Annotated in this window: 17 protein-coding genes; 9 read left to right on the plus strand and 8 right to left on the minus strand. The window is 70.0% G+C overall.

The annotated features are described in order from the left end of the window. The first annotated feature begins 136 nt into the window (after positions 1-136). From EV386_RS11570 to EV386_RS11600, 7 genes are all read left to right on the plus strand, one after another. Positions 137-775, plus strand: a complete 639-nt coding sequence (locus EV386_RS11570; RefSeq protein ID WP_130415128.1) for a hypothetical protein — start codon at positions 137-139, stop codon at positions 773-775. 30 nt (positions 776-805) lie between these two features. Further along, positions 806-1,465 carry a signal peptidase I gene (locus EV386_RS11575; RefSeq protein WP_130415130.1) on the plus strand — a complete coding sequence of 220 codons (660 nt, stop codon included), beginning with the start codon at positions 806-808 and terminating at the stop codon, positions 1,463-1,465. An 11-nt stretch (positions 1,466-1,476) separates the two neighbouring features. Further along, positions 1,477-1,983 (plus strand): hypothetical protein, encoded by a 507-nt coding sequence (locus EV386_RS11580; protein ID WP_130415132.1) that lies wholly within the window; start codon positions 1,477-1,479, stop codon positions 1,981-1,983. A gap of 498 nt (positions 1,984-2,481) precedes the next feature. Further along, the gene (locus EV386_RS11585; protein ID WP_130415134.1) at positions 2,482-3,021 is read left to right on the plus strand and encodes a hypothetical protein; all 540 of its coding nucleotides are present in this window, start codon (positions 2,482-2,484) and stop codon (positions 3,019-3,021) included. A gap of 103 nt (positions 3,022-3,124) precedes the next feature. Beyond that, positions 3,125-3,589 carry a signal peptidase I gene (locus EV386_RS11590; protein WP_165399911.1) on the plus strand — a complete coding sequence of 155 codons (465 nt, stop codon included), beginning with the start codon at positions 3,125-3,127 and terminating at the stop codon, positions 3,587-3,589. 56 nt (positions 3,590-3,645) lie between these two features. After that, positions 3,646-4,251: a hypothetical protein gene (locus tag EV386_RS11595; RefSeq protein WP_130415138.1), complete on the plus strand. Its 606-nt coding sequence runs from the start codon at positions 3,646-3,648 to the stop codon at positions 4,249-4,251. Positions 4,252-4,858: 607 nt separating this feature from the next. Then, positions 4,859-5,530: a class F sortase gene (locus EV386_RS11600; RefSeq protein WP_165399912.1), complete on the plus strand. Its 672-nt coding sequence runs from the start codon at positions 4,859-4,861 to the stop codon at positions 5,528-5,530. A 49-nt stretch (positions 5,531-5,579) separates the two neighbouring features. Here the strand turns inward: EV386_RS11600 and EV386_RS11605 are convergent, their stop codons facing one another. The 4 genes from EV386_RS11605 to EV386_RS11620 all read right to left on the minus strand — a co-directional run bounded on the left by EV386_RS11605 (position 5,580) and on the right by EV386_RS11620 (position 8,984). Next, complete coding sequence (locus EV386_RS11605) at positions 5,580-6,143, minus strand: dihydrofolate reductase (protein WP_130415142.1); 564 nt, start codon at positions 6,141-6,143, stop codon at positions 5,580-5,582. After that, the gene (locus tag EV386_RS11610) at positions 6,144-6,944 is read right to left on the minus strand and encodes a thymidylate synthase (RefSeq protein ID WP_130415144.1); all 801 of its coding nucleotides are present in this window, start codon (positions 6,942-6,944) and stop codon (positions 6,144-6,146) included. A gap of 67 nt (positions 6,945-7,011) precedes the next feature. Next, positions 7,012-7,623, minus strand: a complete 612-nt coding sequence (locus EV386_RS11615) for a class F sortase (protein ID WP_130415146.1) — start codon at positions 7,621-7,623, stop codon at positions 7,012-7,014. A gap of 188 nt (positions 7,624-7,811) precedes the next feature. After that, positions 7,812-8,984, minus strand: a complete 1,173-nt coding sequence (locus tag EV386_RS11620) for a hypothetical protein (RefSeq protein WP_207216524.1) — start codon at positions 8,982-8,984, stop codon at positions 7,812-7,814. Positions 8,985-9,845: 861 nt separating this feature from the next. Here EV386_RS11620 and EV386_RS11625 point away from each other — a divergent pair. Together EV386_RS11625 and EV386_RS11630 are read left to right on the plus strand one after the other, a co-directional pair. Then, on the plus strand, positions 9,846-10,382 hold the full coding sequence (locus EV386_RS11625; protein ID WP_207216525.1) for an OsmC family protein: 537 nt from the start codon (positions 9,846-9,848) through the stop codon (positions 10,380-10,382). 2 nt (positions 10,383-10,384) lie between these two features. After that, positions 10,385-11,116 carry a hypothetical protein gene (locus EV386_RS11630; RefSeq protein WP_130415150.1) on the plus strand — a complete coding sequence of 244 codons (732 nt, stop codon included), beginning with the start codon at positions 10,385-10,387 and terminating at the stop codon, positions 11,114-11,116. A gap of 75 nt (positions 11,117-11,191) precedes the next feature. Here the strand turns inward: EV386_RS11630 and EV386_RS11635 are convergent, their stop codons facing one another. The 4 genes from EV386_RS11635 to EV386_RS11650 form a co-directional block, all read right to left on the minus strand. Beyond that, positions 11,192-11,953: a signal peptidase I gene (locus tag EV386_RS11635; protein ID WP_130415152.1), complete on the minus strand. Its 762-nt coding sequence runs from the start codon at positions 11,951-11,953 to the stop codon at positions 11,192-11,194. A gap of 129 nt (positions 11,954-12,082) precedes the next feature. Further along, the gene (locus EV386_RS11640; RefSeq protein ID WP_130415154.1) at positions 12,083-12,847 is read right to left on the minus strand and encodes a hypothetical protein; all 765 of its coding nucleotides are present in this window, start codon (positions 12,845-12,847) and stop codon (positions 12,083-12,085) included. Positions 12,848-12,942: 95 nt separating this feature from the next. Next, a complete protein-coding gene (locus EV386_RS11645) occupies positions 12,943-13,788 on the minus strand; it encodes a hypothetical protein (RefSeq protein WP_130415156.1) in 846 nt (281 codons plus the stop codon). Next, positions 13,785-14,231 carry a hypothetical protein gene (locus tag EV386_RS11650; protein WP_165399913.1) on the minus strand — a complete coding sequence of 149 codons (447 nt, stop codon included), beginning with the start codon at positions 14,229-14,231 and terminating at the stop codon, positions 13,785-13,787. Before EV386_RS11650 ends, EV386_RS11645 begins: the two co-directional genes overlap by 4 nt. Positions 14,232-14,371: the final 140 nt, after the last annotated feature.

Genomic DNA, 14,371 nt, shown 5'->3' on the forward strand with positions numbered 1-14,371 from the left:
CCCGCCTCCCATTGACTCCAGGCTGACGATCGCCCCAGGTCACCCACGAGACCTGACGACCCAGGGCACTACCAGGGGGAGGGCTCTGCGATCGCCTCGGAGCGGCGACGTCGTCGCCCGCACTGGAGGAAGAGCCATGACAACCCCGACCCTGACCAGATCCCCTCAATACGTCCGTGCCACGCTCTGTGCGGCGGCCGCCGCGGCCGTCCTGCTCGGCGGCGGCTCCACCTACGCGCTGTGGTCCGATGAGGGCGACGTCGACCTCGACGACACCCCGCAGATCACCGCCGGCGAGTGGGTGTGGGACGTCGACGCCTCGGACATCGAGTGGTGGGACACGTCCGACGGCCTCGACGGCACCGAGTGGCAGTCGGGCGTCGTCGCGCCCGACTGGGAGCCGGCCGGCGACCCCACCTGGGCGAACGAGTGGCGCAGCGACTGGGAGCCCGACCCGGGCGGCTACCCCATCGACATCACCGCCTTCCACATCGTCCCCGGCGACCGCGTCACCGGCCGGTTCACCATCGACGCCGACATCGCCGAGCTCGTCGGCCAGAACCTGCGCGCCACGGTGACCAACGCGATCTTCCAGGACGGCACCGCGACGGCGGACCTGCCGCTCGTCGTCGACGACGTCGCCACCGCGGGCAACGTGGTCACCATCCGGGTCAGCTACCCCGCAGACCCGGCCGACTACGACGACGAGGCCGGCCAGACCTCCTCGGTGAGCCTCGGCACGTACACCGTGACGCTCACCCAAGTCCGCCCGTAGCGCCCACCCGCGCCGGACCCTGGAGGCCCCATGCCTCGCACACGGAGACGTGCGGCGCGCCCGGGCGCGCCGCACGTCACCTGCTCCCGACGGCGCACCCACCCGTGGTTGCGCGCCACCCGTTGCACGGCGGCGGCGTTGCTGTGGACGGCGGTGGCCGCCGTCGTCGGCGTCGCCGTGCTGGTGTTCGTCATCCCGCAGGCGCGCGCCGGCTCGGGCCTGACCATCCTGTCCGGCTCGATGCGCCCGGCCATCGACCCCGGCGACGTCGTCGCCGTACGCGGGATCAAACCCCACCAGGTCTGCGACGGCACGGTCGCGGTCGGCGACGTCGTCACGTTCATGCCGCACACCGACGACGCCGCCCTGGTCACCCACCGCGTCGTCGCGATCCACACCGATCCCGTCGCCCCCGACGGCTACGCCGACCGCACCTACGAGAGCTGCGCGTTCACCACCCGCGGGGACGCCAACACCGTCGACGACGCCACCCTGCCCGCGCGCGCCATGAAGGGCGTGGTCATGTACCGCGTGCCGAAGGTCGGGTACGCCATCAACGCCATCCAGACCCACGGCCACCTCCGCCAGGTCGCCATCGGCGTCTCCGCGGCGCTCGGCCTGGCCGCGGTGTGGTTCGCCGTCGGATGGCGCCGACCGGAGCCCGAGCCCGAGCCCGAGTACTACCTGTGAGAGCGGAAGCGATGCGCTCGATCAGGACGGCGGCCCTCATCGTGGCCGCGGCGGCGGGCGCGGCCGTCGTGCTCGGCACGGGCGCCAGCGACAGCCTCTGGACCCAACAAGCCACGGTCGCCATGCCCAGCGTCACGCTCACGCTCGGCACACCGACGCCCGGGCCGACCTCGCCGCCCCGCTCCGGCACCGCGGAGTGCCGCCTCGACAGCCTGTCCGACATCGGGATCATCTGGCACATCCTGGCGACCATCGAACCGCTGTCGTCCACCTACCGGATCGAACTGCGGACTCCGACGACCCGCTACGCGCTCCCGACCTACTCACTGAGCGGCTACAACTACCACTATCGGCTCTCCGACACCGCCCTGATCAGCGCCGGATGGGTCACCTCCAGCGAGCCGCAGACCGTCGACGTCATTGTGCTCAACGCGGACGGGGACGACGTCGACTCCGTCACCGTGACGCTGGGCGAGGGCACGAACGGGAGGCCGGTCATCCTGGCCTGCACCGGTTGAGCCCGTCGAACCAGCCCGCCTCATGTCCCTCGTATCTCGCGGCGCCCGGATCGGGATCGGAATTGCGAACGAGTCGACTCAAATTGCGACAGAGTGGCCGGGGCCACGTCATCAAGAACGTCAGCCAGACCGCCGATCGATCAGCGCCACCATGCGTCAGATGAGTGCCAGGACGCCTCTCCCGCATCGACTTCCGGCACATTTTCGCGACTGGTCAGCCACGCGACCGCGCGACGATCATCGGCCCAGAATCGCTGCAATTGTGCGACTCCTGAGGCATCCCGGGCACGGCTCAAAGCGCATCGATCGCGCACATGCCCACTGCGCGACAGTTCGAAACCTTGGAAACTCCCAGGCTCGGCAGTAATCGATCATCGAGCGCCCGGGGACTAGCGAATTCCCTTGTCCGAGGTTGACGCTCCAATCGCGGAGGAGAGTTGTCCAGGCGCGCAGCACTCAAGATCCGACTGGCCAATGCGCGCCGAGAGCAGGTGTTTTATGAGCCCCACGACCACCGCCCGAGTCACCCAGTACCGCCGCAAGCGCCGGGTCGCGGCGGTCGTGCTCGTCGGGATGGGGTTGGCCTCGCTCGGGGTTGCCTCGGCCTCGACGTTGAACGTGACAGCAAAGGGCGACCTCGTCGCCTCGGGCGTCGACGCCGAGGTCACGGGGTTCCTGAGTGACAAAGCGAAGGCCTACGTCGAGATCTACTACCCGGACGTCGACGACCAAGAGGAAGGCGAGGCTCTCGCGGATGTCGACACGCTTCTTCCGAAGGTCAGGCTGACAATCACCGACGCGCACAATGTCCCGGAGAGCACCGAGCTTCAGGTGTACTTCTACCAGACCGGCGCCGACGGCACCGAGATCATCGTCGCTCAGGCCGAAGTGGAAGAGGTTACTGAAGCGGGAACCACATTCGATCTCACTCTTGCGGACAGCAACTCAAACGCGCTGATCGAACTCCCGACGTTTGACCGTGTCGCAGTCGTCGCCATCTCTCCCGAGTACACCCGTGGGCCTGTTTCGCCCGAGTAGAACCCAGGAATCGCCCCTCCCGGAGACTGACGCCATGCCCGGCACCCAATCTCACCCTGTTGCCCGCCGCATGTGGCGGGCAACAGGGTGGTGTGCGGCCACCGTGGCCACGCTCGCCGTCGTCGCCGCTCTTTGGCCAGCGCAGTGGGGCGGGTTCCTGAGCCTGACGATCGTCTCTGGCCCATCGATGACGCCCGCCTATCAGTCGGGCGACCTGGTGATCGGTCTGCGGCGTGAGGCCAACATGGGCGACGTCGTCGTCTACCGGCCCGACGGGATCGAGGCCAGCGTGGTGCACCGCGTCGTCAGCGGCGACACCGACTCAGGCTGGGTCACACGCGGCGACCACAACGACTGGGACGACCCGTGGCTCGCGACCTCCGAGAACACCCTCGGAGTGGTGCAGTGGCGTCTGCCCCACGTATCGAGGTTCGTGCCGTCGGGCGGAATGCTCCCGATCGGGATGGCGTGCCTGATCGGCGCCGTGCTGCTCATGCCCGGCCGCGAGGTGACCACCGTGACGACGTCGAGCGACGAGGTCGACGACGCCGCCGAGTACCACATCTGATAGGCCCCCACCCGCGACCGGAGAGGGCTGACCGCGACCCGAGAGGAGCGACACTGATGCCCGCCCTGCGCACGCGCTGGCTCCTCGCGTCCGCCTGCGCCGTCGTCGCGGCACCGCTCGCGGCGCTGGGCAACGCGTCGGCCTCCCACCTCACCGTCGAGGCTCAAGGCAACGCCGTCTGGTCGCGGGCATGGGCGACGACGCCACCTCCGACTCCTTCGCCAACGCCCACCGATCCACTCGCCTGCGAGGCCCCGACCCTCCGGTGGGCATCTGGCGATGCGACATGGCTCCAGCAGGGCTCCAGCGAGATTCAGGTTCACTACACCCTCGGGAGCACGTACAACGAAGCGCTGGCCTTCTGGAGGGGTGAGGCCGAGAACTACACGGTGGTGCTGGTGAGCGCCGAAGGCACGTCGACGCCGCCACGCAGATACGACCACTGGGGCGAGTACGCGGGAGTCCAGGTGCATGCTGGAGACGTCCGCGGCTCGTTCTCAGAATGGGCGCCGCTCGAGAGGACGCCTTATCCGCTCGTCGTGCAGCTACGCCGACCAGACGGGAGCGTCGCAGCCTGCTCGCCGGTCTTCTGGTGGGCTTGGTCGGGCGGCACAGGCGGGGTGTCGGGGAGCGCTCCTGAGGGCTGGGCAAAGCCCAACTGACCGCCGGCCCCAGGTGCTCTCCGAGGCATACCAGGGCACCTCGACCACCCCGCAGACGATGCACACCGTCGCGCTGCCGGAGCGAAAACGACTGAAGCGCGACACCGGGTCCCAGGGCGCGCCAGTCCCTTCGAGCCCCACGTCGCGCTCCCTACGGTTGAGATCAGTGGGAGCCGCCGACAGGTGCCGACAGGCTCCCCCCGCGTGAGGCACGTCGACGGCGCAGGTGATCGCCCACCTCGCGAATCGGCGGCCTCAACGCCTGGAGGGGCGTACGCGGGACTGGCGCAGCACGCTGCGCCGTCGGGCTCAGCAGTCGCCTGGGGCGATGCGCTGCGCCCAAGGCCCACCCCGTCTGTCGGGGCGGGCCCTACAGACCCGCCTGCCTGGTCGTGCCGGCGGCCAGGCAGGCGGCCCCCGGCGGGCGCCCCGTGCGTCACCGCGGGCGCCCGCCACCCTCGTCCGAGCAACCTCACCCGCCGCGTGCGAGCGCACGGTGCGCCATCGAAGTAAGCCGCAATCACCATTCCGTAGGCTGGCCCACAACCTGGAGGCCGGGCTGACGCCCCCTCCCCAGCTCGCCGAGAGCCGCATGAGGAGGCGACCTGTGCAGTCCGTTGCGCCGATCAGCCACCAGCGCCGCGCACGTCGGCGCGGCAGCCTGATCGCCCTGCTGATCGTTGGGATCGTCGCTGTCGGGATCGCCGTCGTGGAACTGACACTCAATCGGGGAGTCGAGGCGGAGCCGGTCGCGACGCCGCCCGCCGTCGTCGCCACGCCGACGCCGTCGCATGAGCCCGTCGAGGAGCCGGAGCCGATCCACGCGGCCACCCCGCTCGAACTCCACATCCCGAGCCTGAGCGTTCACGCCGAGATCGAGGTGTTCACCGACGCGATGGTCGCCGCGGGAGACGGCTGGATCGACCCGACCACCGCCGACATCGTCTCGTGGTGGCAGGGCGGCGGCACGCCGTCGTTCCCGGCCGAGAATACCGTGTACCTCTATGGGCATGTGTCACGACTGCCCGCGGTCTTCAACGACCTGCACACGGTCGAGCCTGGCGCGCTCATCACCGTCATGACAGAGGCCGGGTCGATTGACTACGACGTCGAAAAGGTCCTGGAGCCGATCCTCATGACGGCGCTTCCCGATGACCCACGAGTCAACGCCGCCGTCCCGGGACGGCTCGTCCTCATCGGCTGCTACCGCGAAGAGGACCAGGGCCGACGGCCCACCACCCACAACCTCGTGGTGATCGCCCAGCAGGTTGGGGTCTGAGACCGCCCGCCGCCGGTCGAGTCTGTTGAGACCCGTGGTTTCGACAGGCTCAACCACCAGGTGGTGCGGTCAGCGGCAGCAGGCTCCACCACCGATAGTCCGGCGCGCCATCCTTCGCAGACTCGCGCCACCGAGCGTCGCCGGCGTCGTCGAACTCCCCCGGCTCGGCCAGCCGCCACACCGCCTGGTCCAGCACGGGCGCGTACGCGTCCCCCACGACCTCGACGTCGACGTCGGTCACCTCGACGCGGCCCACCCGGCCACCGTCGAGCGCCTGACGGTAGATCTGCCCGCCGCCGATGACCCACACGGTCTCCCCGCCCGGGGCCTCGGCCGCGAGCGCCAACGCCTCCTCCAGCGACCCGGCGGCGATGGCGCCGTCGTCGGACCACCCCGCCTGGCGGGTGACCACGACATTCGTGCGGCCGGGCAGCGGCCGTGAGCGCGGCGGCAGCGACTCCCACGTGAGGCGCCCCATGACCACGGGATGCCCCGACGTCAGCCGCTTGAACCGCGCGAAGTCCTCAGGCACATGCCACGGGATCGCCCCGGACGCGCCGATGACGGGGCGACCCGCGGCGTCACGCGCCTGGGCCCAGATGAGCGCGATCACCTAGACCGCCACGGGCGCCTTGATCGCCGGGTGGTGCTGGTAGCCGAGCACCTCGACGTCGTCGTACTCGTAGTCAAAGATCGACGCGCGCGGGGCGAGCGCCAGGCGCGGGTAGGGGTACGGCTCGCGTGAGAGCTGCTCGCGCACCTGGTCGAGGTGGTTGTCGTAGATGTGGCAGTCGCCGCCCGTCCAGACGAACTCGCCGACCTCCAGCCCCGTCTGCGCGGCGACCAGGTGGGTCAGCAGCGCGTAGGAGGCGATGTTGAACGGCACGCCCAGGAACAGGTCGGCCGAGCGCTGGTAGAGCTGGCAGCTCAGCCGGCCGTCAGCCACGTAGAACTGGAACAGCAGGTGGCACGGCGGCAGCGCCATATTCGCGATCTCGGCAACGTTCCACGCCGAGACGATCAGACGCCGCGAATCCGGGTTGGCGCGGATCTGCTCGACCACCTGGGCGATCTGGTCCACGTGCGCGCCGTCCGGCGTCGGCCAGGAGCGCCACTGCACGCCGTACACCGGCCCCAACTCGCCCGACGGCGAGGCCCACTCGTCCCAGATCGACACCCCGTGCTCCTGCAGCCAGCGCACGTTCGACTCGCCGCGCAGGAACCACAGCAACTCGTAGACCACCGACTTTAGGTGCACGCGCTTGGTGGTGATGAGCGGGAAGCCCTGCGACAGGTCGTAGCGGATCTGGCGGCCGAACACCGACGTCGTGCCCGTGCCCGTGCGGTCGTCCTTGTGGGCGCCGTTCGCCAGCACGTCGCTCAGCAGGTCCTCGTACGGCGTGGGGGTGACCATGGCGTGGATTCTACTTCCGGGTGGGTGCCGAGTCGTGGCTCCTGCGCGCGCTCAACTGCTCGCGCTTCTACCCCATGCCCGTCTGCTGGGCGATGACGACCGTATTGTGCGTGGTCGGGCGGCGCCCCTGATCTGGCTCTCGGAAGCACCCAATGAGCACGAGCCGACCAGGAATGCTCGCATTGACGCGCTCGTCATAGGGCAAAGCCTGCTTGTCGATCGGCTCAAGGATCTCTTGGACCTCGTAGTCGATCGCGCCTAACTCGGTGACGACCGTGACGACCGTTCCGGGAGTGACCGTGTGCAAGGCGTTGAAAACGGCCTCGAGCCTCGAGACGTGCCCATACAGATACACGGTGTTGTCGGGCTCTGATGACGGCGTGCCGCCCCCCTGCCACCAGGAGACCACGTCCGCCGTCGAGGGATCAATCCAGCCGCCGGCCGCCGCGACCATGGTGTCCGTGTACACCTCGATGGGAGCGTCGACACCGATGGAGGGAATGAGCACTCGAGTCGGGGTCGCTGCAGGGACAACCGACCGCTCGGGCTCGGGCTCGGGATCGGGTTCTGGCTCGGGATCGGGCGTCGGAGCCGCGACGGGCGGTGTTGGCTGTGCGACCTCCACCTCACGCTCGCGCCATGTCTCGCTGGCGCCAGCAGTCGTGAGAACGAGCCCCACCGCCATGAGGAGAAGCGCCAAGAGGCGCGGACGGCCAGCGGGACGTCGGGCGTGCCGCTTGACGGGAAGCGGGGCCATCCTGGCACCCTCCCTTCTCGGAGTTGGCGTGGTTCAGATAGTTCGTACGTCGGAGCGGCCCGACCCCTCGCAAGAAGGGGGCCGAGCCGCTCCGTCGGTGGCTGAGAACGTCAGTTGCTGACCGCGCGGCGGCGGATGACCAGCGCGCCAGCCGCAGTGACGCCGAGGCCCAGGACGACCCACAGCGCGGGCGCGGTCCCTCCCTCGGCGTACCCGGTCGCAGCGCGAGGAACTCGGTTGGCGTCGTTGGCGGGCGCCCCAGCCTCGGGTGCCCCAGCCTGCGGAGCCGCGACCGTGACGTAGCTCCACGCCAGGACGTCGCCAACCTCACCGTTCGGCGCAGGCGAGGTCACCACGACCCGGTGGCTGCCCGACATGTCGGCGGGGATCGGCACGCTGACGGTGCCATCAGCGTTCACGAGGAAGCGGCCCAGGAAGCGCGGCGTCGAGAAGACCCAGACGTCGACCTCCTCGCCGACGCGATCAAGCCCGACGAACAGCGGCGTGGTCTGGCCGGCGGGGATCGTGTTGGCGCCGTTCGTCACCAGGTCCTGTGACTGGGTCGCAGGAGTCAGCGTCTCGGGCGCCGGGGGTGCCGGAGTCGGCTCCGGCGTGCTCGGGCCGGCGGGCGCCTGCCAGGCCGGGTTGTCGATGGTCACAGTCTCGGTCCACTCCCGCTGAGCGGTGCTGGCGCGGACCCAGTCCCATGCGTCGACACTGAAGGCGTAAGCGAACTCTTGAGCCTGTCGCGACTGCGTCGTGTAGCGCTCGGTTGCGGGTGCGGGCGTCACGGTCCAGTCGCCGTACACGGTCGTCGGCGCAGGGCCGCTGTTCGCAGCGGGAGCGACGAAGGATGTCATCTGCCCATTGATGGTCACGGAGGTGACGAGCGACTTCACGTCCGTCCCAGAACCCTGGCGGATGGAGACGGCCAAGACCCGGGTGTCAGGCCCGAACAGCTCGCTGAACGTGGGTGCCCCCGAAGCGACCGGCGCTTCGATTCCTTCCGAGAAGAAGTGGGACAGCGGCTGACGAGTCCTGTCCATCGACACGGTGGGAAGATCGCCGGACCGGAAGACGTTTCCGCCCCACCACAACCCGCTCTCTAGGCCCGCGAAGGTCCCCTTCTCCTGATCGAGTTCGCCGTCCTGCTGGTACGGCTCCCACACGAGGCGAGCGTATGTGACGTTATTGGTCTCATTGGCGACGATGAACTGGAACGACGGCGCCCATGCAGGGCCGGTGCCACTCTGACGAACCGACTCCGCGACCGTGTACGCCAAGCCCGCGAAGCTGGCAAGCTTTGGCTGCGAGGGCTGCGGGAGGTGCAGTTCACCATTCTTCGAGAACCTGAGCCCATCGAGCGTTCGCTCAGGAGCGACCGCTTCCGAGGACCAACCAGGGAATCCCGTAGGAGGTGTCGCAGCTGCCGCTGGAAGCGCAATACCCGTCGCGGCTACGGCCGCGGCCGCGAGTACGGCGAACGCGCGCTTTGGTCTGAACATGATATGTGCTCCTGACGATCCGACCCGAGACCGCTTGGCACCCGGGACCGCCTCGCCCAGGCGTGACCGCGCGGGCGGCGATGGCGCTATCAAATTTAGGAAACGTTTGACAAGGGCCACCGGGCGCTGACTCTCACTGCGCGCCGAACTGACGTCGAATCACCGCATGGCCCCGTCTGGCAGCCACCTGGGCCACGTGTTCACGGCTGGTGGGCGCGAGTGGCGACAGATCAGGCGCAGCGGTGTCGATGCGGGCGATCGCGGCGCCTGCGGGGCTGGCGCTTCGTCTCCGTCTGCACCCTCGCTCGCGACCTCGTCACAGGATCGCGAGCACAACATTCGCCCTGGTCAGATCGGGGAACAGGTGAGAACGCCGAAGACCTGGGCCCGGCGCCACCCGTCACGATCCCCGCTCGGCAAACCGCTCATCGCGCGCCATCCCCATATGCGGACGATCACCCTCAAGATATCGTTTTCGGGCATAGGGGGCGTGGCGCCGGCTTGCGATGGTTGGCGCCACGCATTCCCTGCGCGTCGCGCCGCCCGCTGGGGTCCAGTGCTGGGGTCCAGTTCCCGCGCCCACGCACCGGCCTGCGAGACACACGCTGCGCACGCGCGAGCCGGTGGCAGGATCGCCTCATGACCGAGCAGAACGCGCAGCACTCCCTCGCGTTGGGCGCCGAGCCCGCCGCCGACGACGTCGCCCCCATGAGCCCCGTCCCCACTGACCCGCTGTGGGTCGAGCGCAACGGAACCCGCACGTACACGGGCTTCTCGGGCCGCGGCGCGCGCGTCGACATCGGCCCAGCGAGCGCCGGCGCCGTGTTCACGCCCGGTGAGCTGCTCAAGATCGCGCTCGCCGCGTGCGCGGGCATGAGCAGCGACGTGAAGTTGGCGCGCGCGCTCGGCGACGACTACCAGGTCACCATCCGCGTCGACGGCCCCAAGCACGCGACCGAGGACCGGTACCCCGAGCTGCACGAGACGTTCGAGATCGACCTGTCCTCGCTCGACGAGGCGACCCGGGCCAAGACGCTGCTGCTGGCCCAGCGCTCGATCGACCGCTCCTGCACCGTCGCCAACACGCTGGTCGCGGGCGCCGTGGTGCCGCCGGCCGAGTTCGTGCCGCCCGCCGAGCAGCCCGGGCGCGTCGAGCCCGCCGAGCCCGGAGCCTGACCGTGACCCTCCCCGACGACGTCGGCCCGCCCCGCGCGGAGGCCTCCCGCTGGGAGGCCTACCACCCGACGTCGGTGCTGGACTCGCTGCTCGACAAGGCGGTGACCATCCCGTCGGCGACCATCCGCAAGCACGTCGACGCGCTGCGCCGTCGCAACCCCGAGGCGTCGCCCGCGCAGATCGTCCAACTGCTCGAGAAGGAGTACCTGCGCGTCGTCGCCGCGGCGGGTGGCGCCGTCGGGGCGGCCGCGGCGGTACCCGCGGTCGGCACGGGCACGGGCGTCGCGCTCACGTCCGCGGACATCGCGACCTTCTTTGCGGCGTCGGCGGCGTTCTCGCTCGCCGTCGCCGAGGTGCACGACGTCCGGTCCGACGACGTCGCCCGCCGCCGCGCGCTGCTGCTCGCCAGCGTGCTGGGCGCCAAGGGGGCCCAGGACGTCGAGTCGGCGGTCGGCGGCTCGACGACGGCGTGGGGCAAGGTGCTGCTGACGACGATGCCGCAGGGCTCGGTGCGCAAGGTCAACCGCGCCCTGACCAACCGGTTCCTCAAGCGGCAGCTCGCCAAACACGGCACGCTCGCCCTCGGTCGGCTCGTCCCCTTCGGCGTCGGCGCCATCGTCGGGGTCGCGGGAGCCCGAGCGCTGGGCCACGGCGTCATCGCCCAATCCCGCCGCGCCTTCGGCCCACCCCCACAGACCCTCCCGAACCCGCTCCTCCCCCCACCCGCGCTCTGAACGCCGATTTGGGACCCTGACGGTCCGGTTATGAGGCGCATCACCGGACCGTCAGGGTCCCAAACCGTCCAGCCGTCAGGCGCCTGGGTCGTCCCAGAACGTGGGGGCTGTCGGTGTGGGGAGCTCGGCGTTCGCGAGGGCGGTCTCGCGTTGCTGGATGGCGAGCTCGCGCTCGCGCAGCACGGCCTCCCGCGCCTGCAGCGCCGCATCCTGAAGGCCTGACGCGGCGACGGCGGTCGCCCCCAGCGCCGACGTCGGAACCTCGAACACCCGTGTGCGCGGGCGCCGGAACGTGGCGACCACCAGGTACGTGCCCAGCGCGAGGACCGTCACCGCGATCGCGAGCGAGATGTGGTCGGCGGTCCACGCCCGCGCGTAGCCGAGCCACGGCACCTTGTACAGCAGCACGCCGCGCACCTGGGCGGGCGAGACCGGATCGTCGGTCACGCCGACGGCGTCGCCCTGCGTCACCAGCCGGCACGGCGTGCCGTCGTCGAACGCGCCGAACGACTTGCCGACCACCCGGTGAGTGATCAGCGCCGGGTCGCCCGGCTCAGGGAAGTAGGTCACCACCTCACCGATCCCGACGTCGGAGCACACCGCCGACGGCTCGATCCCCCGCACCGCCACCACATCGCCCGGTGAGAGCGCGGGCTCCATCGAACTGGTGAGCACCGTGAGGCTCGCACCCCCGGCGACCTGTGGGATCACCGCCACCGCGACCACCAGGCCGACGACGGCGACCGTGAGCGCCGCCGACACCGCCCGCGCGGCGATCTGCCACGGCGAGGAGTACCAGGGCACCTTGACCTTGAGACGGGACGCGTTGGCACGCATGAGAGTTCCTTCGGGGAGACGCTGCGGGGAGGGTCGACGGCGGGGGTCTGGGTCCCCCGCCGCCGACGATTGGTCGGCCGGCTCATGACTGCCGGCCGATGTTCTGGGGAAGCGCGGCCCGACGCCAAGTCACTCAGTAGAGAACTGCGCGCCGGTGTCGCGCACCTGGGTCAGCGTGAAGGTCTCGCCACCGAACGGGATGGCGGCGGTCATCGAACTCTCTGGGAGGTCGTCGCTCACGGAGGCCGTGATCACCACGGTGATGGTGTGACTCTCGGCGGTCAACTCGTGGACGGACTCGCTGCTCGGATCCGACGCAATGATCTCGTCCGACAAGCCAGCGCCCTGACCATTCCCCGTCGCGGCGAGGTACAGTTTGAGGTCCGATTCGGAATCGCCCGTAGCGACCAGGGCGTCGTCGAGGTATGCCGCGTATTCGTAGGTAATCACGCTCACGCTCGGGCTGCCGCCGACTTGCGCGCTCTGCGGCGCCCGGGCTGGTATGGACAGGAGCGCGACCAAGTTGTCGCCCGTAAGAGTGACGGGCACATTAAAGATCGCCGCGACCTGATCTCCGGGCACTGCGCGCCACGTCGACGTATCGTTGATCTGGTGCCCTTTCAGGCTGCCAAGGGACACGCCGGTGCTGTTCGTGACGCCGGCAGTCGAGTCCTTGCGATCCGTGGAGACATCCCAGTAGGTCGGTACGCTGACGGCATCGATCTCGAGGGAACCAGCGGTGACCCCACCGGCAGGGATCGCGCTCTCAGCTTTCCAGAGCGCGAACGTCGAGCTCCCCGCGAGGATCGCTGCCGCGCCGCAGGCGACCCACACGATGCCGCGACGGCGCCTCTTCTCCTCGGTGACTAAGACGACCGAGGGGTTGTTCTCCATGATGACTCCTTCTGTTGTTCCCACCCCGGCCGGGGCAGTCTGTTCCGGCTCAGCGGCGAGCGCGGAAGTGATGTGGTGTGGCGGTCGGTACGTGCCTACTCGCCGGGCGGCTCCGCGGACGCCTGAGCGCTGGTGACGTGTGGTGTCACCGCGATCGTGAGGTCGGGCTCATCGCTCGGGTTCCCGACCACCTCCGCGCGCCATTCGGCAATGGCCTGCGCCACTGTGCCGTCCGAGGCGACCGCGGAGGCGCTCACGACATTCGTGTGCCACCCGAGCGACGGCAGCGCCGGGACGTCCTGGACTGTGGTCTGCCAGGAAGCAGTGGCGGTCACGGTGCTGCCGTCCGGGGCGAGCGCGGAGGCGGTCGAGACATTGAGGTGGGTGCTGTCGGGCGCGTGGTTCCACGTGGCCGAGACGCACCACTGCTGCTCGACGAGCGCACCCGTGAACGCTCCCGGCTCCTGCAGCACAACGCCCGCCAACGTGGCCTGGCCCTGCTCAGGTGCGTCCTCACACCCAGTGCCGACATCTCGCCACACGCGCACCGTCGAGCCGTCCAGCACCGTGTCACGCTTCGCGGCGGGCGTGTCGACGTCGAACGCCAGCCCCGCAAGGCCCGACGCGAACCCCGCCACGCCGAAGCGCCATGCGGCTGCCCCGCTCGACACCACCTCAGCGATCGCGGTTCCCGGCACCACCACCTGCAGCGGGGTTCCGCTCGATGACGGCGTGCCTGCCTGCGACCAGTTGCGCGACGTCGTCGTGGTCTGCCCGCTCACCGCGAAGGCGTCTGCGCCGAACGCGACCTCCCCCGCCGCCGTCGTCGGCACTTCGACGACGACGCTCGCGCTCCACAGGCCGTGCGCCACACCGGCGGCGACCAGGGCGGAGACGGTCGCGGCGCTCAGCGCCGCGCACACCACGCGGGACCTCTTCATGGCTCGTCACCATCCGCGGGAACGAAGCCCTCGCCTTGGCGCACCTGGTGGAGCGTGATGCGCAGCGTGCCCATGGGGGCGTCGGCGTCGTCGTCGGCGCCCGCAGGCCGCTGCCCATCCGCGCTCCACGTGTAGTCGCCCTCCGCCACGACCCGCACGACGACGTTCCATGTGGCGCTCACGCCGTCGCTGTCGCCCACCAGTCCGGGCACCGTGACGCGCTCACCGACCTCTGCCCACTCCGCCGCGACCGGCGCGACCTTGTGGCCGCTGGCGTCTGCGACGTAGAAGGTCGCGCGGATCGAGTCGTCGCCCGCGGGCGTCTGCGCGCTCCCCGGCGTGACGGCCAGCGCCCCGGCGATGTTGTCACCGCGCAGGTACGTCTCGACGGTGTGGGTCACCTCGACGGCTGGCGGCGACTGGCTCACGGCCGGGCTGCCCACAATGCGGAGGCTCAACTCACCCGTGAGGAGGCTGCCACCGTCGAAGTCCGCCACCGCAGTCCATAGGGCGTAGGTGGAGCCCCCGCCCAGCGCCGCTCCTGCGAGCGCCGCGGCGATCGCGACGGCTAACGTCGGCGCGA

This window comes from Xylanimonas ulmi (assembly GCF_004216535.1).
In the GTDB taxonomy this organism is placed as follows: Bacteria; Actinomycetota; Actinomycetes; order Actinomycetales; family Cellulomonadaceae; genus Xylanimonas; species Xylanimonas ulmi.

Excerpts from the sequence above, each read along its gene's own strand:
- EV386_RS11570 (WP_130415128.1), top strand. The coding sequence starts at position 137 with ATGACAACCCCGACCCTGACCAGATCCCCTCAATACGTCCGTGCCACG.
- EV386_RS11575 (WP_130415130.1), top strand. The coding sequence starts at position 806 with ATGCCTCGCACACGGAGACGTGCGGCGCGCCCGGGCGCGCCGCACGTC.
- EV386_RS11580 (WP_130415132.1), top strand. The coding sequence starts at position 1,477 with ATGCGCTCGATCAGGACGGCGGCCCTCATCGTGGCCGCGGCGGCGGGC.
- EV386_RS11585 (WP_130415134.1), top strand. The coding sequence starts at position 2,482 with ATGAGCCCCACGACCACCGCCCGAGTCACCCAGTACCGCCGCAAGCGC.
- EV386_RS11595 (WP_130415138.1), top strand. The coding sequence starts at position 3,646 with ATGCCCGCCCTGCGCACGCGCTGGCTCCTCGCGTCCGCCTGCGCCGTC.
- EV386_RS11610 (WP_130415144.1), bottom strand. The coding sequence starts at position 6,944 with ATGGTCACCCCCACGCCGTACGAGGACCTGCTGAGCGACGTGCTGGCG.
- EV386_RS11625 (WP_207216525.1), top strand. The coding sequence starts at position 9,846 with ATGACCGAGCAGAACGCGCAGCACTCCCTCGCGTTGGGCGCCGAGCCC.
- EV386_RS11635 (WP_130415152.1), bottom strand. The coding sequence starts at position 11,953 with ATGCGTGCCAACGCGTCCCGTCTCAAGGTCAAGGTGCCCTGGTACTCC.
- EV386_RS11640 (WP_130415154.1), bottom strand. The coding sequence starts at position 12,847 with ATGGAGAACAACCCCTCGGTCGTCTTAGTCACCGAGGAGAAGAGGCGC.
- EV386_RS11645 (WP_130415156.1), bottom strand. The coding sequence starts at position 13,788 with ATGAAGAGGTCCCGCGTGGTGTGCGCGGCGCTGAGCGCCGCGACCGTC.